The sequence below is a fragment of the Halopseudomonas sp. genome, assembly GCF_036960865.1.
GTDB lineage: Bacteria > Pseudomonadota > Gammaproteobacteria > Pseudomonadales > Pseudomonadaceae > Halopseudomonas.
Map to the genome: position 1 here is coordinate 211,036 of NZ_JBALWE010000002.1, position 17,067 is coordinate 228,102.

The following is a 17,067-nucleotide window of genomic DNA, read 5'->3' on the forward strand; positions in this document are numbered from 1 at the left end:
GCTGATACAGCAAGCCCGGCACTCTCGTATTTCTCCAAGGAGTGATTGATATGGCTGATCGCCCTCTGCCCGCACAATCCCTGCTCGACAGTATTCCCCAGCGCGGTGCCTTGCAGCGCCGCGAGCCCGCACCCGTGCATCTCTGGAATCCCGACCTCAGCGGCGAAATGGACATGCGCATCACCCGTGACGGCACCTGGTACCACGAAGGTGACCCCATTGAGCGCAAGGCGCTGGCCCAGTTGTTTGCCAGCATTCTGCGTTTGGATGACGACGGCCGTTATTACCTGGTGACGCCGGTTGAGCGTTGGGCCATTCAGGTCGACGATGTACCCTTTGTTGCCACGCGGCTCAAGGTCGACGGTGAAGGCCAACAACAGAAGTTGATCTTTACCACCAACCTGGAGGATGAGGTAGAGGTGGATGCCGAGCATCCCATACGGGTAACGGTGGACGCCGATACCCAGGAACCGTCGCCCTATGTGCGGTTGCGCGGTAATCTGGATGCATTGATCAGTCGCAACCTGTTCTACGAACTGGTTGAGCGGGCGGTGGAGCATCAACTTGGTGGCAAGACCCGATTGGGGGTCTGGAGCAGTGGCGAGTTCTTCCCGATAGACGGTTCCGAATAGGTGCATCCAGCACTGCGGCGCGCCATTGCTGGGCGCGCCTGCTCTGGTGCTTTCTCCCTGCCGCAATAGTCCTTAAAGTCAACCCGAAAAAGGCCGAAATGAGGCCTTTTTTGCGGTTGATATTTACCATATGTAGGTCTAGGATTCGCGAAATGCACAATAACTAGTGTTTCGTACGCAGGGTGCGTACTACAGGTCAAAAGCCTGCAAGTCAATCCCCTGGCGGGTTCGGTCGAGTGTTTCAGGAGAAAGTGATGAGTCAAACAGCCAAGGTGCAGCGCCTGCACAGCGTGGTTACCAGCATTCCCATGCAGCCCGCTTCAGAGGATATCTGGGATACCAAGTATCGACTCAAAACCAAGGACGGCGAAGCCATCGACGGTGTGGTTGACGAGACCTATCAGCGCGTTGCTCGTGCTCTGTCAGATGTAGAAGCGCCCGAGTTGCGTGAAGAGTGGTACGACAAGTTTCTCTGGGCTCTGCGCCATGGCGCTATTCCGGCCGGCCGCATCACCTCCAATGCCGGCGCGCTGGAACACAAGCCTGCGACTTCGACTATCAATTGCACCGTGTCTGCCACCATCGGCGATTCGATGGACGACATTCTGTCCAAGCTGCACGAAGCCGGGCTGACCCTCAAAGCCGGCTGCGGCATCGGTTACGAGTTCTCCACGCTGCGTCCCAAGGGTGCCTATGTGTCTGGCGCTGGTGCCTACACCTCCGGCCCGCTGTCGTTCATGGATATCTACGACAAGATGTGCTTCACCGTCTCTTCCGCTGGCGGTCGCCGCGGCGCGCAGATGGCCACCTTCGATGTGGGCCACCCGGATGTCATGGACTTCATCCGCGCCAAGCGCGAGGGCGGTCGTCTGCGCCAGTTCAACCTGTCGCTGCTGATCACTGAAGAATTCATGAAAGCGGTAGAAGCCGATGCCGACTGGAAGCTGGCCTTCCCGCTGAACGCCGCCGAGCTGCTGGCTGATGGCATCAACGTCGACGACCCTGAGCAGGTTATCTGGCGTGAATGGCCCAGCAACGAGCGCTACGTTACCCGTGAAGACGGCCTGGTGGCCTGCCGCATCTTCCGCACCATCAAGGCGCGGCGGATCTGGGACATGATCATGGCCTCCACCTACGATTTTGCCGAGCCGGGCTTCATCCTCATTGATCGCGTCAATGAGATGAACAACAACTGGTTCTGTGAAGAGATCCGCGCCACCAACCCCTGCGGCGAGCAGCCGCTGCCGCCCTACGGCGCCTGTCTGCTGGGTTCGATCAACCTGACGCTGTTTGTGCGTGATCCCTTCACCGAGAAAGCCCGTTTCGATTGGGACGAGTACCGCCGCGTGGTTGCCATCTTCACTCGCATGCTGGATAACGTGGTTGAGATCAACGGGCTGCCGCTTGAACAACAGCGCAACGAGATATTCCGCAAGCGCCGCCACGGCATGGGCTTCCTGGGGTTGGGCTCCACCATGACCATGCTGTGCATGAAGTACGGTGAAGAGAAATCGCTCGAGTTCACCGAAGAAGTCTCCAAGGAAATGGCCATGCAGGGCTGGCGCACTGCGCTGGAACTGGCCGAAGAGAAGGGCGCTGCGCCCATCATGGAGGAAGAATTCACCGTGACCGAAGCCATGCTGGCCAAGCGTCCGGAAATGGTCAAGGACGGTATCAAGGCTGGTGATGTCGTACCGGGCAAGGTGCTTTGGGCCAAGTACAGCCGTTACATGCAGCAAGTGGGTGCGGAAGATCCCAAGCTGGCCAAGGCCTTGGCCGAGAAGGGCGCGCGCTTTACTCACCACAGCTCGATTGCTCCTACTGGCACCATCTCGCTGTCGCTGGCCAACAACGCTTCCAACGGTATCGAGCCCAGCTTTGCGCATCACTATTTCCGCAACGTGATCCGTGAGGGCAAGAAGTCGAAAGAAAAGGTAGACGTATTCAGCTTCGAACTGCTGGCCTACCGTCATTTCGTCAATCCCGAGGCGCTGCCCAGCATGGAAGTTGGCACTCGTAACCTGCCGGATTACTTCATCGCCGCTGACGACGTGAAACCGACCGAGCACGTGGACGTGCAGGCCGCCGCGCAGAAGTGGATCGACTCGTCGATTTCCAAGACCGCCAACGTGCCGACCGATTACGCCTACGAAGACTTCAAGGACATCTACCTGTACGCCTTCCACAAGGGCCTCAAGGGCTGCACCACCTTCCGCTTCAACCCGGAAGCCTTTCAGGGCGTACTGGTCAAGGAGCAGGATCTGGCCAATACCACCTATCGCTTCAAGCTGGAAGATGGCAGCTTCATCGAAGCCAAGGGCGGTGATGAAATTGAATACGATGGCGAAATGCACTCCGCTGCCAACCTGTACGATGCCTTGAAAGAAGGCTACTACGGCAAGTTCTGATAAGCTGCGCCGCGGCGTACCGAACACGATTGAATTGATGGCTGCGCAGCCGCGCAGCGAGGAAAGCGTTACATGGCACTGAAGATCAACAGCAAGATTGTCGACTACTCTGTGGTGAAACCCGACGAGCCGGCGAAGGCGCCGGAAGTCAAGACCACCGCTCCGGCAATCGAAGAGATGCATGAAAAACTCAAGCGTCCCGAGTTTCTTGAAGGTTCCACCTACAAGATCAAGACGCCGACCTCCGAGCACGCCATCTATGTCACCATCAATGACGTAGTGCTCAACCACGGCAGTGATCATGAGAGCCGCCGTCCGTTCGAGATTTTCATCAACTCCAAGAACATGGAGCACTACCAGTGGATTTCAGCCCTCACGCTGATTATCTCCGCCGTGTTCCGCAAGGGGGGTGATTGCACCTTCCTGGTAGAAGAACTGCGTAGTGTGTTTGATCCCAAGGGCGGCTACATGAAGCGCGGCGGTCGCTGGATGCCGTCGCTGGTTGCGGAGATCGGCGATGTGCTGGATCAGCACCTCAAGCGCATTGGCATGCTCAAGGACGAGATGGATGAGCATCAGCTTGCCTACCTCGAGCAGAAGCGCGCCGAGTTCAACAGTCTCAAGCCGCAGGGCCAGACAGAGGCCGACTGTGACGACAGCGCTTCGGCCTATCCGGCGGGTGCGCAGATGTGCAACAAGTGCCACACCAAGGCGGCCGTGCAGATGGATGGGTGTCTTACCTGTTTGAGTTGTGGTGATAGCAAGTGCGGCTAAGTGTTTGATTTGGCTTCTATTCGCTTGTAAAAAAAACCGCCTTTTTGGGCGGTTTTTTATTGTGCATAGCAAGTCGGCTTCTACCGCAGTGCGTCCTCAGTTAACGAACTAGGGGATTTAAAGCTACTTTTTCGAGCTCTCTTATTCGCTACCTTTCGCCTTTGCCGGCGAGTTACTTTTCTTTGAATGGCCAAAGAAAAGATAACCAAAAGAAATCCACCCCACCAAGCTGGCCTGCGGCTTCTCTGCGTTACTCGGTGCCGAGCGGCGTCGCGGAAACTCGTCGCTACGCTCCTCAAACACACCGCGCCGCTGATCGCTCGCCCCCTGCGTTACTCGACAGCTTGGAAGGGGATTAATGGCCGGAGAGCGGCGTTGTTGCCTTGTTTTGGTTGCTTGGGCAAGTAACGCGGAGACAAGCAACGACACGCACTCGAGTCCCATCTGAGCGGGCGAGTAGCGCAGAGCTGCCGGGAAAAAGGCGCTTGCGATGTCTGAGCGAAGCGAGTTTGCAAGCGGCCCTGGCAGCTTGAGCAACGCAGCGAACCCGCAGGGCCGCGCAGCTGGGTGCCCGAGGGGGTTGTTAGGGGGAGATGGGCAAGCATCTCCCCCTGACTCGCCTAGAGGCGAAAGCGATAGTCAGCTAAACACCACGCTTGAAGACCGCCAAAGGCTTACCCGCCCTACGAGCGCACTTGCGCAACGCCTGGAGACAGAACGGAGTGGTCTGCCATGGTAGCAAGCCTCTGGCGTTACCCACCCTACGAACGTTGGCGCTAGAGCCGATTACTCACTCCGCTTGGCACTCACCCCTTCAAGCGTCGCAAAGGACGTATCCTTCGCCGTCAGCAGAAAATCCTGCAGATACGACATCTCCAGCATATCCTCGCGCACCGCCGCATACAGCGTGCCAAACAAGCCCTCCGGCCCCAGCTTGCGGGCACTTACATAACCCTTGTGCAGGTACTCGGCCATGGCCCAGTTCGGCAGACAGCAGACGCCACGGCCGGAGGCGACCAGTTGCATCATCATCACCGTCATCTCGGCCGTGCGCAGGCTGGCAGGTTCGATGCCGGCAGGGTCGAGAAATTGCTTGAAGATGTCCAGCCGCTCACGCTCAACTGGATAGCTGATCAGCGTCTCGCTGGCCAGATCCTCGGGGCGGATATACCCCTGCGCGGCCAGCGGATGCTGATTGCTGACCGCCAGCAGGGCTTCGTAGGTGAACAGCGGTACATAGCTGATGCCGGCGATGTCCAGCGGGTCGGAGGTGACGACCAGGTCCAGATCGCCGCGCGCCAGTGCGGGCAGGGGCGCGAAGAAAAAGCCTGAGGCAAAGTCGACTTCCACATCAGGCCAGGCATTGCGGAACTGGTCGATAGTCGGCATCAGCCACTGAAAACAGCTGTGGCACTCGATGGCCATATGCAGGCGACCAGCCTGCCCACCCGCCAGACGCTGGAGATCTCGTTCGGCTTGGCGCACCTGCGGCAGCACGCTGTCGGCCAGGCGCAGCAGACGCAGGCCGGCACTGGTAAAGCGTACCGGTTTGCTCTTGCGCACAAAAAGGCTCATGCCGAGCTTTTCTTCCAGATCCTTCAGTTGGTGCGACAGCGCGGACTGGGTCAGGTGCAGGCGCTCGGCAGCCTCAACCAGGCTTTCGGCGTCGCGCAGAGTTGCAAGGGTGCGCAGGTGGCGGAGTTCGAGCATGGGGAGACCGGGTGTATGAATGAAAGCCAACTATAGCACGGTCTTTATGAGCAGGATTCAGCTGCCATGCTGATGACGGCTACCCGGTGGCATGGCCGGACTGGCCAAGCGGCGCGGCCTGGCGGGGCGCTCAAGCACTCGCAAGTTCGGCGAGGCTGCAGTAGCGGCCCTTGAAGTACACCAGCGGTCGGGTGTCCGCAGCCTGCTGTTGGCGGAAGGTTTTGACCTCGCCAATCACGATCAGGTGATCACCTGCGGCGTGCTCTGCGTGAATTTCGCAATCGAGCGAGAACAGACTGCCGTCAATGACCGGGTTGCCCAGCGGTGAGGCGTGCCAGCCGACGCCGCGCCACTTGTCCGCCCCCTGTTTGGCAAAGCGGTTGGATATCGCGGCTTGCTTGCCCGACAAGATGTTCACGGCAAATCGTCCGGCCTGACGGATGAGGGGATAGCTAAAGGAGTTCGCCATCACGCTGAACGACACCAGGGGGGGCGTGACTGAGACGCTGTAAAAGGACTGGCAGGTGAATCCGATAGGCGTCTCGTCGAGCTGTGAGGTGATCACGGTGATGCCGGAAGCATAGTGTCCCAGTGCCTGGCGAAAGTGCGTCGGCTCGATAAGTGGAATGGGAAGGGGCATAGGCTGGTTCTCGGTGTTCGATTCATAGGTGTCAGGGGCGCGCGGCCCCTTTCATCGCGTCGGTTGCTAACCGCGCAGGTTGGTGAGCTCGTTGCGCACGATCTGCGCCCCGGCGCTCAAGGCCTTGAGTTTGCCTCTTGCCACGTCACGCGATAACGGCGCCATGCCGCAGTTGGTGCAGGGGTAGAGCTTGTCTGCATCAACAAACTCAAGCGCTTTTCGCAATGTGTCGGCGACCTCTTCGGGTGTTTCGATGGTATTGGTCGCCACGTCGATGGCGCCCACCATCACCTTTTTCCCACGAATGAGTTCAAGCAAGTCCATGGGTACACGGGCGTTGTGGCATTCCAGTGAGATCAGGTCGATGCTGGATTTTTGCAGCTTGGGGAAAGCCTCTTCGTATTGTCGCCACTCGGACCCCAGCGTCTTTTTCCACTCGGTATTGGCTTGGATGCCATAGCCGTAGCAGATATGTACTGCCGTTTCGCACTTGAGGCCTTGGATCGCTCTTTCCAGCGTGGCAATGCCCCAGTCGTTTACCTCATCAAAGAACACGTTAAAGGCCGGCTCATCAAACTGGATGATATCCACCCCGGCGGCCTCCAGCTCCCTGGCTTCCTGGTTGAGGATGCCGGCAAACTCCCAGGCCAGTTTCTCGCGGCTGTGGTAGTGGGCATCGAACAGGGTGTCGATCATGGTCATGGGTCCGGGTAATGCCCATTTGATTGGCTGGCTGGTTTGCTGGCGCAGGAATCTGGCGTCTTCCAAAAACACCGGCTTGCGGCGCGCAACCGCCCCCACGACAGTAGGTACGCTGGCGTCATAGCGGTCACGAATTCTGACGGTCTCGCGTTTCGCGAAATCGACGCCGTCGAGGTGCTCGATAAAGGTCGTCACAAAGTGCTGGCGGGTTTGCTCGCCGTCACTGACGATGTCGATGCCGGCTTGGACCTGCTCCTGCAGCGATACGCGCAGCGCATCCTGCTTGCCCTCGAGCAACGTCTGATCCTGCAGCTTCCAGGGTGACCAGAGTGTTTCGGGTTCTGCCAGCCAGGATGGTTTGGGCAAGCTGCCAGCGGTAGCGGTAGGGAGTAGTTTTTTCACGATAGAAGAGCCTTATTGCTAATTAGTTGACGTGGCTGGCGGACCATTGCGCAAGTACTTGCTGATAGGGCTTGAGCAAATTCTCCTCGGCAAAGCGCCCCTGCTCGATTGCCAGCTGGCTGCGCTCCTGACGGTCATAAGCGATTTGCGTAAGCGAGTGATCCGGGTTCTTCAGATTGGGCTTGTAGCGCTGGCCTGCCGCCGCGTTGGCGTTATAAATCTCGGGTCGATAGATCTTCTGGAAGGTCTCCATCGTGCTGATAGTGCTGATCAGCTCCAGGCTGGAATAATCGTTGAGCAGGTCGCCGAAGTAATAGAACGCCAGCGGGGCTGCACTGTTTGGCGGCATGAAGTAGCGAACCTGCAGGCCCATTTTCTTGAAGTAGAGCTCGGTCAGGGACGTCTCATTGGGCTGGTACTCATAGCCCAGAACGGGGTGCCGGTTTTCCGTCCGTTGATAGATCTTGTTGTCCGAAACGCTGAGGCAGATGACCGGCCGCTTGCTGAAATGCTGCTGGTAGGTATGGGAGTTGACGAAATGCTGGAAAAGCTTGCCGTGCAGGTCACCGAAGCCCTGCGGCACGCTGAACGAGGCTTGATCCTTGTTATGGTCGGGCAGCAATACGCTGAAATCGTAGTCCCGCAGGTAGGACGAAAAGTTGTTGCCGACAATGCCCTCGATACGCTTGCCGGTGTGCGTATCGACAATATGCGTCTTCAATAGCTCAATGGCCGGAAAGCCGTTGCCATCGTCTTCGGCATTAACAGCCATCTCGACCGATACAATTTCAAGTTCCACGCTATAGCGGTCGCTGTTGGGGTTGTCCCATTGCGCCAGGGCATTGAACCTGTTGTTGATCATGGTCAGGGTTTTGCGCAGGTTTTGCTGGCGGCTGGCGCCTCTGGCCAGATTGGCAAAGTTGGTCGTAATGCGCGTGTTGTCGGCGGGGCGGTAATCCTCGTCGAAACAGATGCTTTTGATGGTGAAGGTGAAGTCAGTGTTCATTGCGATCCCGTGTCCTGATGGCAGATGCATGTCTGCATGTAGGTGGCTGCCTGGTCTGTACGGCCGGCTGGCTGGGCAGGCCAGGAATGCCGATCATCTTAAGTAGTTGTCTGGTTGAGAAAAAATGATCTTTTTTGCATATCATCATTAGTAATTCTCATGATGTGGGGCGCGGCCCACTCCTCGGTGTGCCTGTCACGCGGGTGCGATGACAAAACCGCGGCGATCTGCCCTGCGGCACTTCTACCGGCCCTCAGCAGCCTGTAGAGTGGCGACCGGTCATTGAGCGGGAGCGGGTCATGCAGGAACTGTTGCTACATTGTCGTCCAGGTTTTGAAGGGGAGGCTGCTGCAGAAATGCAGGAGCTGGCAGCCGAGCAGGGCATCGCGGGTTACGCAGTGACGCACGACGGCGCCGCGCTGGTGCGCTTTGTTTGTCCGCAGACGGGTGACGCCGAGCAGCTGATGCGCGCGATTCCTTTCAGTCATCTGATCTTCGCCCGCCAATGGGCGGTGGGCAGCTGGCTGGATGTTGACCCGGAAGACCGCATTACCCCTATCATTACGGCCTGCGCTCAGGGCCCGATTGCGTCGCAGCTGTGGCTGGAAACCGCGGACACCAACGACGGCAAGTCGATGGCGGCGCTGACCAAAAAGCTGCGCGCGCCGCTTGAGCGCTCGCTCACCAAAACCCGCTTTGTGCGTCCGAACAAGCCGGAGCTGCCACGCCTGCACCTGTGCTTTGAAAATGGTCAGCGGGTGTTCGTCGGTTGGTCCTGGGCAGACAATGCCGCCCCTTGGCCGATGGGCATTCCACGCTTGCGCGTGCCCAAGGACGCGCCCAGCCGCTCAACCCTGAAGCTGGAAGAGGCCTGGCACCACTTCATTCCACGTGATGATTGGGATAGCCGCTTGAAAGCCGGCATGACCGCGGTCGATCTGGGCGCTGCGCCCGGTGGCTGGACCTGGCAGTTGGTCAATCGACTGATGAACGTGATCGCGGTAGACAACGGCCCGATGGACCGCAAGCTGATGGACAGTGGGCAGGTCGAGCATGTGCAGGCCGACGGCTATCTGTACAAGCCCAAGTACACGGTCGACTGGATGGTCTGCGATATCGTTGACAAGCCTGCGCGTAGTAGCGCGCTGGTCGCCAAGTGGATTGGCCAGCGCCTGTGCCGCGAGGTCATTATCAATTTCAAGCTACCAATGAAGCGCCGTTATCAGGAAGTCATGCAGTGTCTTGAGCACATTCAGGATGCGCTGGACGAGGCGGGGGTCAAGGCAGAAATTGCCTGCAAGCAGCTCTACACTGACCGCGAAGAGGTGACCTGCCACGTGCGCGCCATTTCACGTGGCTATTGATATGGATTCTGGTTGCTCCACACTGAACGGCTAGAGCGGCTCGAGCAGGGTAATCCGCTCCTGTTCCAGCAGAATGGGAGCGAAGGCGCCGATGCTGTCCTTGCGTGCGTCGGAGTTTTCCCAGCGCTCCCAGGAGTGACGATTCTGCCAGGTGACGGTAATGATGCGGTGGTTCGGCTGCTCCAGGTCGCGAAAGGACTCGCCGGAGATAAAGCCCGGCGACTGAATCGCCGCTGCCAGTACCTGACGGGCAACCTCTTCGTAGGGCTGTTCCAGCCCTTCTGCAATAATGCGTTCAATCAACACTTTGATCATGAATCTTCCCTTATTGTGGCCGGGTGTTGGTGTATCGTCTTTTCGACTTGTCATATACCGCTAGCATAAGTGTTGGCGCTGCGAGCGCGTCTGGCAAGCACTCGGTTAATTCAGGATAATTGGATTTTTCCCAAGCAGGCCCTGACGATGAGCGAGTATACGACACCTTCAATACTGGATACCCAGGGGCTTATGTGCCCCGAACCGGTCATGTTGCTGCATAACGCTGTGCGTGACATGGCGGTGGGTGATCTGCTGCAGGTACTGGCTACTGACCCGTCGACTCAAAGAGATATTCCCAAGTTCTGCGCTTTTCTGGGGCATGAATTGGTGGAGCAGGGCGAGAGTGACGGGGTTTATCGGTATCTGATTCGCAAGGTTGGTTAGGCCGCTCGCCAATATCAAGACGCGCATGAGCTCCGCGACGTCGCGGGTTGCATCCACATTGCGCTTAGGCCATGATTCGGCGGTTGCAGTTCTGACTGCCTTTGGCCATCGCCGGGCCTATTTTTTGCAGTGACGTAAGAGCCCTTGTAAAAAAGCCGGATTCCATTTTTGCCAAACCTCCTCCGACGAGGTTTGTCTCTGGTGCTTCCTGTAACAGGGAAGGCACAGTATTACTCTTAGAATATGGCTTTTTGATGCTTGCTTATAAGAAAAAACAGTTTGTAACCGGGGTTGCCGCCGTATCCCTACTCGCCATTTTTTTCGCTGCCTGGTGGTTGTACCCTGATCGCAGTGTCGCTGGTTTTGCGGTAGCAGACCCGGCCAGTGATCCGCTGGCGCTGGTGGGTCAGGCGCCTTTCTATCGCAGTCGATTTGCCTCCACGGACCTGGATGAGTTTGTGCATTCTTCCTCGGTGGCGGCGCTACCGTCCGGTGCGCTGATGGCCGTCTGGTTTGCCGGTACCCGCGAAGGCGCGGCTGATGTCCAAATCCGCGGCGCGCGTTACGATGCCAGCACTGCGGAGTGGGGCGATGAACTGGTATTGGCTACCCGTGAGTCGACCAGCTCGGCGACGCGTCGGCACATCCGCAAGCTCGGTAACCCGGTCATTGCCCTAGCCCCGGATGACCGTCTCTGGCTGTTTTACGTCTCAGTGTCTATCGGCGGCTGGGCGGGCAGTGCCATCAACGCCATGTACTCTGACGATTTTGGCGAGAACTGGTCCGCCCCCAAACAATTGATTACCACGCCCTTTTTGAACATCAGCACCTTGGTGCGTAATGCGCCGGTCTTTCATAGCGATGGCACGATAGGCCTGCCGGTCTACCATGAATTTCTGGGCAAGTTTGCCGAGTATCTTTATATCAGCGCCGAGGGTGAGGTGCTGGACAAAAGCCGTATCAGCAAAGGCACGCATTCGTTGCAACCTACGGTAGTGCCTGTGTCAGCACAGACTGCTGTTGTCCTGCTGCGCTACGCCGGGGATACACACCACAAGGTACTGGCTAGTCGTACGGAAGATGCCGGTCAGACTTGGAGCAAGCCTCGTCCGGTTGATCCGTCTAATCCCAACTCTTCGCTTGCTGCCGTTGGTACACCGGATAACGGCTTGCTGGTGGCGCTGAACGATCTGGAAGATGGCCGTTTTCGTCTCCGCCTGATGGGCACCGATGCGGGGTTGAATTTCTGGCAGCCGGTGATTGACCTGGATGAGTCGCCCGATCCCTTGGGTCACCCGTTTAGCCCCGAGGTCTATCGCGAGATCATCGGTGACAAGTTCCAGCTTTCTAGCGGGCCGCGGCGCCTGGCGCTGATGGATGAGTTTTTGACCCACCTCGATCAGCGTGTGTGTGCGGTACAGGGCTGCGATTTCGAGTACGAATACCCCTATTTCATCAAGAGCGCCGACGGCCTTTACCACTTGGTGTATTCATGGAACAACGCCTTCATCAAGCACGTGAGTTTCAATGACTCCTGGCTGGACACGCAGTTATGATCAATATGCTTTGGCAGGCCCATCTGAGTTTTGCATTGCTCCTTTTTTTGCTCACGCCCGGCCTTGGCTTCAGTCCTGGCTGGCAAAGGCTGCGCTTGGCGGCCCTGCTGGCGGTCAGTTTCCTACCGGTTGATGGGTTGACGCTGGCGGCCTATGTCCACAGTTTTACCGGAGATGCGGCCATCACCTCCCTGGTGGCAATGCTGTATCTAGCCGGCGTGCGCACCGGATTTGCTCCGCCGTTGCCGCGGCGCGCTTCTGTGCAGATCCTGGCGGTGATGGCTGCGCTTGCTGTTTTTCTCTACCCGGCAACATTGGGGTTGTCCTACCTGGACCCCTATCGGTTGGGTTACCAGCCGCGGCCGTTGATTCTGGTGGTGGCGCTACTGGCCTTTGCCCTGCTGGCGCTGAAGAATCACCTTGGAGCCTGCATGCTCGGACTTGCGACGCTGGCCTTCACGGTGGGCCTTAAGGCTTCTCCCAACTATTGGGACTATCTGATAGACCCTTTCATTGGGCTATACAGCTGCTGCGCCATTCTGGTTTACGTCACCGGGCGCCTGTTGCGTCGCAAGGCGACAGCGCAGACCAGGGCGCCCTCATTACAGCCCTGAGATAGTCGCGCTTTTATTAATAAGGTTTGAACTCTAGAGGTCTGGATAATGGGTTGGCTCCAATCGCGGCGTTTGCATTACTGGTTTGCAGCAATAGCTGTGATATTTACGACTCTGGCCGCGTTGCGTGCACTATTCTTCATCGGTTTTTCGGGGCTTGAACTCGGCGCGCTGAGCCAGACTGAGGCCGTCGCGCAAACGTTGGGCATCGGCTTGCGCTTTGATTTGCGCCTGGCCATTTTGCTTATGTTGCCGGTAGCGTTGCTGGCCTGGTTTCCCAAGTGGAATCTGATCAGCTCCCCAGGGCTGCGCTGGTTGGCGCGGCTCTATCTGGTTTTGGCGCTGGGCGCGGTCTTTCTCGTTTATATTTTTGATTTTGGGCATTACGCCTATCTCGGCTTGCGTATCAATGCGACGGCGCTGCGCTTTCTCGGCGATGCGCAAATCTCCACTGACATGCTCTGGCAAACCTATCCGGTAATCTGGATCAGCTTGGGCTGGCTGGGGCTGACGGCGTTGCTTTACTGGCTATTGGTGAAGCTTGAGCGGGTCACGCTGGATCGCCCGGCAAAACGTATTGGCCGGTTTTCGCTGGTATGGGGCAGCGCCCTGATGGTGGTGGTGGTATTTCTCGGCATTCTCGGGCGCCTGGAGAACATCAACCTGGAGAATCCAGTGCCGCTGCGCTGGAGCGATGCCTTCTTCTCGGGGGATAGCCAGATTGCTGCACTGGGCTTGAACCCGGTGATCTTCTTGTATGACACCCTGGAGGTGCCGCACGAGCCCTTTGACCGTGAGTCGGTAACCGCGCACTACGATGTGGTCAGCCGCTACCTCGGGGTCGATCAGCCCGACGTGCAGAGCCTGAGTTTTCTGCGAGAACAAGCGGTCCAACCCTACGCCATTGCCGGCAGTCAGCCGCCAAATGTGGTCTTCGTGATGCTCGAGTCGCTGGGTACCAGCGCTGTGGGCGCTTACGGTAACCCGCTGAACCCAACGCCCAACATTGACCGGCTGGCCAAGCAGAGCTGGTTCTTCAAGCATTTTTACGTGCCAGTAACCGGGACGGCTAAAACCGTATGGGCAAGTATTTCCGGCGTGCCTGATGTCTCGCGTGACGATACGTCCACGCGCAATCCGTTGATTACCCGTCAACACACTCTGATCAATTCGCTCGAGGGCTACGACCGGTATTACATGATCGGTGGCAGCGCTGGCTGGGCCAACATGAACGCGCTGGTGCGCCAGAGTATCGACGGCGTGCAGTTGTTTGAGGAGGGTGACTGGACCTCGCCGCTGGTGGATGTTTGGGGCATATCGGACCTTGATCTGTTCAAGGAAAGCGACCGCATCTTGCGTCAGCAGGCCGATGGCAAGCCCTTCTTTGCCTATATCCAGACCGCTGGCAACCATCGCCCCTTCACCATCCCGGCGCAGAATGACGGTTTCGAAACACGCGACTTACCCCTGGAGACAGTGCAGAACGCGGGCTCGCGCAGCCTGGCCCAGTACAACGCCGTGCGTCTGCTCGACTTCAATATCGGCCGCCTGATGGAGATCGCCCAAGCAGGGGGCTGGTACGACAACACCATCTTCGTTCTGTTTGGCGATCACAACACCCGTATCAGCCAGATTCCTCATATGCCACCGGCGTTCGAGAAGCTCGGGTTGGAAAGTAACCACGTCCCCATGCTCATCCATGCGCCCAAGCTGCTGCAGCCAAGGGTGATAGAGGAGGCGGTAGGCCTGGCAGACCTGCTGCCCACGGTTCTGGGGATAACCGGTACGGAGTTCACCAATGGCGCCATGGGGCGGGATATTCAGCAGCCTGCGCCAGAAGGTGAGCGCGTGGTGCCACTGGTATTGCGCGAAGGTACCTTCCCGCTGATCGGTGGGGTAACCAAGGATTTTCTGCTGCAGATGCAGCACGATGGTAGCGAGCCGACCCTGCATGACCTGGCCTCGCAAGAGCCGCTGACCGACGTTGCAGACCAGTATCCGGAGGAATTTCAGCGCCTGGAACAACTGACCCGTGGCCTGCATGAAGCCGCGAGGCTGATGCTGTACCAGAACGTCAGGGCTGACTGAGCTGCGAGCCGGTATTACGCATTTCACGGCCATCTGGGCACAGGCGTTTCAATGCACCAGCCGACCGTGAATGTTGTGGCGAGCGCAGGGCGAGGTGCACGCCTCGTTCGACCTGATCAGGTTTTGAAGAACAGTCACTCCCGCCATTGGCACAGCCTGCGCGTATCACGTTCAAGCTGTGCCAATAGTCGCCCTTCCCAGGCAAGCACAATCCCGCACCTGTGACACTTGGTTCGCTGCCAGGCCCGACATGCCATGCGGCGTCGTTTGCTGTTGCCTGCCGGTTATGCGTGGCAATCTGTGCCAAATATGGGACTGCTGCTCTGACGGCAGACAACCGCTCTGCTATGCGGCTGGCAGAGATATTTATCTCATCCTGCGCCGTTCTCACTGTTGCACATCTGGGACACATTGCTCACCAGCTATCTGCTTTGATTTCCATAAGAGACTGATTCTTATAGGTAATATTTATCCGGCATAGCTCTTGCTCTATCCCTGTAACAAGGCAGTGGTCTCATTGCTAATGGTCAGGAGATAGTGATGCGAGCTCCCCGGCAAAAACACCTGAAGCGGGTACTACCCGTTCTGTCCCTGGCGCTGCTGAGCGCAATGCCAGCACTGCCGGCGTTGGCCGCAGGTGGCGACATCATTATCAGCCGGCAGGTGCAGCCCCGCTCCGCCGTCCGTCAGGAACTGGTCGCTGATCCGTCGCCGCAAGTGGTCAATCCGCGCCGCGATGCGTTACTGCAGCGCAGCCTGGATAGCGGGCTGAATACTACCGAGCTGAGTGATGGGGATTTTGCTCAGGTCAGCAGCGGTGCCCGGTTTGCCCATCCATTGCAGGGCGCAGCGCAGGCGGTGCAGGGACCGCTGTCTTCTGGCAGTGCGGTCGGTGCGAGTGGTTTGAATCCTGCCGGCCACAGTGGTGGCGCGGGCCGCGCGGGCGCGACCGTTGGGCGCAGCATCCAGCAAGGCCTCGGCCCGCTGCGCCTGCTGCAGGCGCGTTGAGGTGGGACGCCTGCTGCTGGCATTGAGCCTGGCACTGGCCGCCTCGGTTGCCTCGGGCGCCGACTCGGAGGCGCTGATCGAGGGCAGTGGCGCTGCCTACGTGGGCAACCTGATGCTTAATCAGGCTGCCGGCGATGCGCAGCAGCAAGCCAACGCCCGCGCCCTGTCGGACAGTGCGAACCCGGTCATCAACATCAAGCAGCACGGCACGCTGCCGGCAGAACCCTTTTCGGCGGATTTCAGTGCGCGCATTCAGGGTGACTCATTCAGCGCAGGCACGGGTGTCCTGGGCGTTAACCAGGGCGCAGGTGCGGCCAATCAACAGATCAACAGCTTTCGGGCGGGCGTCAAGGCCCTGCCCGAGAGCCTGGACGACAGCAGCCTCGCGCTCAGCGCGGCGCCGCTGCAGAAAGTTTCAGCAGCTAGCTCGAACGATGCAGGAAAACGGCTTGTGGAGATCGACGATCAGGCCTTTTCGGGCAGTAAAGGGGTAGTCCAGCTGAATCAGGGTGCCGGCGTTGGAAATCGGATGATCAACAGCCTCGGAATCCGCATCGTGGAGTAATCCACACTTAATAATTGAGTTAATGCCACACAAGGAAATCATCATGAAAACGACTCATGCGTTTGCAACTCTGGCCCTTGCGGTCGCTGCAACACTGTCTGGTGGTGTGTTTGCTGCCGGTCCTGGCGGCGGTCCTGGCGGCCCCGGCGGTCCTGGTAATCCGGGCGGTGCGCCTTCGGAATCCTCGGCGTCAATTACCGATGTGCAGGTCATTCTCGACAATGCGGTGGTCAATGACGGCACCGAAAACAATGCCACCGTGAACAACGCATTGCAGACTTCCTCTGGCAATGCGGGCGTCAACGTAGCGGCGGGTGACACCAACCAGCAAGCTAACGCAGCGGCGATTTCCACCGCAGACGCGGAGTTCGTGTTTGGTAATACTGCCACCTCCACTATCGCTGTAGGGCAGTTCAGTGCCGGCAACATGCTGGTGAACTCCGGCGTGACCAACAATGCGACCGTCGAAAATTCAGCCAATGACTACTCCGGTAATCTGGGCCTGAACGTGGCGGCCGGTTCGTTCAATCAGCAGAAAAATGATGTGACCATTGCATCATCCGAGGAGGCTCAGAACGCCAATGCTTCCATCGGCGTGCTGCAGGTCGCGGTAGCCGATACCACCTACAACGGGGTTGAGGAAGACGATTACTCGTTGAGCATGGCTTCCTCCTGGAACGGCGGCGGTCACCACGGCCCCGGTACTCCGACCACCAATAACGATGTGCAGAACAACGCTACCCTGGTGGATTCGGTCAACAACGTCTCCGGCAACGTGGGCGTGAACATTGCGGCTGGCGGTACCAACCAGCAGAGCAATTCACTGTCGATCGCAGCGGGCTGTAACGCCTGTCTGTAAACGACTGGAGCCCGGGAGTTTCCCGGGCTTTTTTTAC

General features: G+C 58.3%; 16 protein-coding genes. 11 read left to right on the forward strand and 5 right to left on the reverse strand.

Annotated elements, in window-relative coordinates; translation table 11 throughout:
• The first annotated feature begins 50 nt into the window (after positions 1-50).
• From V7747_RS03405 to V7747_RS03415, 3 genes are all read left to right on the forward strand, one after another.
• Positions 51-632, forward strand: coding sequence for a DUF1285 domain-containing protein (locus V7747_RS03405; RefSeq protein ID WP_335614651.1), 582 nt, complete (start codon positions 51-53; stop codon positions 630-632).
• Between the two features lie 254 nt (positions 633-886).
• The gene (locus V7747_RS03410) at positions 887-3,040 is read left to right on the forward strand and encodes an adenosylcobalamin-dependent ribonucleoside-diphosphate reductase (RefSeq protein WP_335614652.1); all 2,154 of its coding nucleotides are present in this window, start codon (positions 887-889) and stop codon (positions 3,038-3,040) included.
• Positions 3,041-3,112: 72 nt separating this feature from the next.
• The gene (locus V7747_RS03415; RefSeq protein ID WP_335614653.1) at positions 3,113-3,814 is read left to right on the forward strand and encodes a TSCPD domain-containing protein; all 702 of its coding nucleotides are present in this window, start codon (positions 3,113-3,115) and stop codon (positions 3,812-3,814) included.
• A 786-nt stretch (positions 3,815-4,600) separates the two neighbouring features.
• Here V7747_RS03415 and V7747_RS03420 read toward each other — a convergent pair.
• The 4 genes from V7747_RS03420 to V7747_RS03435 all read right to left on the reverse strand — a co-directional run bounded on the left by V7747_RS03420 (position 4,601) and on the right by V7747_RS03435 (position 8,274).
• On the reverse strand, positions 4,601-5,524 hold the full coding sequence (locus V7747_RS03420) for a LysR family transcriptional regulator (RefSeq protein WP_335614654.1): 924 nt from the start codon (positions 5,522-5,524) through the stop codon (positions 4,601-4,603).
• Between the two features lie 130 nt (positions 5,525-5,654).
• Positions 5,655-6,164: a flavin reductase family protein gene (locus V7747_RS03425; RefSeq protein WP_335614655.1), complete on the reverse strand. Its 510-nt coding sequence runs from the start codon at positions 6,162-6,164 to the stop codon at positions 5,655-5,657.
• A 66-nt stretch (positions 6,165-6,230) separates the two neighbouring features.
• Positions 6,231-7,268, reverse strand: a complete 1,038-nt coding sequence (locus tag V7747_RS03430) for a methionine synthase (RefSeq protein ID WP_335614656.1) — start codon at positions 7,266-7,268, stop codon at positions 6,231-6,233.
• 22 nt (positions 7,269-7,290) lie between these two features.
• On the reverse strand, positions 7,291-8,274 hold the full coding sequence (locus V7747_RS03435; protein ID WP_335614657.1) for a DUF1852 domain-containing protein: 984 nt from the start codon (positions 8,272-8,274) through the stop codon (positions 7,291-7,293).
• A 299-nt stretch (positions 8,275-8,573) separates the two neighbouring features.
• On the opposite strand from V7747_RS03435, the gene rlmM reads away from it, so the two are divergent.
• The gene (rlmM, locus tag V7747_RS03440) at positions 8,574-9,638 is read left to right on the forward strand and encodes a 23S rRNA (cytidine(2498)-2'-O)-methyltransferase RlmM (protein ID WP_335614658.1); all 1,065 of its coding nucleotides are present in this window, start codon (positions 8,574-8,576) and stop codon (positions 9,636-9,638) included.
• Positions 9,639-9,668: 30 nt separating this feature from the next.
• Here rlmM and V7747_RS03445 read toward each other — a convergent pair whose 3' ends face one another.
• Complete coding sequence (locus tag V7747_RS03445; protein WP_335614659.1) at positions 9,669-9,953, reverse strand: antibiotic biosynthesis monooxygenase family protein; 285 nt, start codon at positions 9,951-9,953, stop codon at positions 9,669-9,671.
• 147 nt (positions 9,954-10,100) lie between these two features.
• Between V7747_RS03445 and tusA the strand changes: the two genes are divergently transcribed.
• The 7 genes from tusA (at position 10,101) to V7747_RS03480 (ending at position 17,030) form a co-directional block, all read left to right on the forward strand.
• A complete protein-coding gene (gene tusA / locus V7747_RS03450; protein WP_335614660.1) occupies positions 10,101-10,340 on the forward strand; it encodes a sulfurtransferase TusA in 240 nt (79 codons plus the stop codon).
• Positions 10,341-10,594: 254 nt separating this feature from the next.
• On the forward strand, positions 10,595-11,896 hold the full coding sequence (locus V7747_RS03455) for a sialidase family protein (RefSeq protein WP_335614661.1): 1,302 nt from the start codon (positions 10,595-10,597) through the stop codon (positions 11,894-11,896).
• Positions 11,893-12,510, forward strand: coding sequence for a hypothetical protein (locus V7747_RS03460; RefSeq protein WP_335614662.1), 618 nt, complete (start codon positions 11,893-11,895; stop codon positions 12,508-12,510). The genes V7747_RS03455 and V7747_RS03460 overlap by 4 nt, the downstream gene beginning before the upstream one ends.
• Positions 12,511-12,558: 48 nt before the next feature.
• Complete coding sequence (locus V7747_RS03465; RefSeq protein WP_335614663.1) at positions 12,559-14,598, forward strand: LTA synthase family protein; 2,040 nt, start codon at positions 12,559-12,561, stop codon at positions 14,596-14,598.
• Between the two features lie 540 nt (positions 14,599-15,138).
• Entirely contained in the window at positions 15,139-15,606 is a 468-nt protein-coding gene (locus V7747_RS03470) for a hypothetical protein (RefSeq protein ID WP_335614664.1), read from the forward strand.
• A gap of 1 nt (position 15,607) precedes the next feature.
• A complete protein-coding gene (locus V7747_RS03475) occupies positions 15,608-16,171 on the forward strand; it encodes an adhesin (RefSeq protein WP_335614665.1) in 564 nt (187 codons plus the stop codon).
• Positions 16,172-16,214: 43 nt separating this feature from the next.
• Positions 16,215-17,030, forward strand: a complete 816-nt coding sequence (locus V7747_RS03480; protein WP_335614666.1) for a hypothetical protein — start codon at positions 16,215-16,217, stop codon at positions 17,028-17,030.
• Positions 17,031-17,067: the final 37 nt, after the last annotated feature.

Coding starts and splice junctions, on each gene's coding strand:
- rlmM (WP_335614658.1), top strand. CDS start 8,574: ATGCAGGAACTGTTGCTACATTGTCGTCCAGGTTTTGAAGGGGAGGCT.
- V7747_RS03445 (WP_335614659.1), bottom strand. CDS start 9,953: ATGATCAAAGTGTTGATTGAACGCATTATTGCAGAAGGGCTGGAACAG.
- tusA (WP_335614660.1), top strand. CDS start 10,101: ATGAGCGAGTATACGACACCTTCAATACTGGATACCCAGGGGCTTATG.
- V7747_RS03465 (WP_335614663.1), top strand. CDS start 12,559: ATGGGTTGGCTCCAATCGCGGCGTTTGCATTACTGGTTTGCAGCAATA.
- V7747_RS03455 (WP_335614661.1), top strand. CDS start 10,595: ATGCTTGCTTATAAGAAAAAACAGTTTGTAACCGGGGTTGCCGCCGTA.
- V7747_RS03415 (WP_335614653.1), top strand. CDS start 3,113: ATGGCACTGAAGATCAACAGCAAGATTGTCGACTACTCTGTGGTGAAA.
- V7747_RS03480 (WP_335614666.1), top strand. CDS start 16,215: ATGAAAACGACTCATGCGTTTGCAACTCTGGCCCTTGCGGTCGCTGCA.
- V7747_RS03470 (WP_335614664.1), top strand. CDS start 15,139: ATGCGAGCTCCCCGGCAAAAACACCTGAAGCGGGTACTACCCGTTCTG.
- V7747_RS03410 (WP_335614652.1), top strand. CDS start 887: ATGAGTCAAACAGCCAAGGTGCAGCGCCTGCACAGCGTGGTTACCAGC.
- V7747_RS03425 (WP_335614655.1), bottom strand. CDS start 6,164: ATGCCCCTTCCCATTCCACTTATCGAGCCGACGCACTTTCGCCAGGCA.
- V7747_RS03460 (WP_335614662.1), top strand. CDS start 11,893: ATGATCAATATGCTTTGGCAGGCCCATCTGAGTTTTGCATTGCTCCTT.
- V7747_RS03405 (WP_335614651.1), top strand. CDS start 51: ATGGCTGATCGCCCTCTGCCCGCACAATCCCTGCTCGACAGTATTCCC.
- V7747_RS03435 (WP_335614657.1), bottom strand. CDS start 8,274: ATGAACACTGACTTCACCTTCACCATCAAAAGCATCTGTTTCGACGAG.
- V7747_RS03420 (WP_335614654.1), bottom strand. CDS start 5,524: ATGCTCGAACTCCGCCACCTGCGCACCCTTGCAACTCTGCGCGACGCC.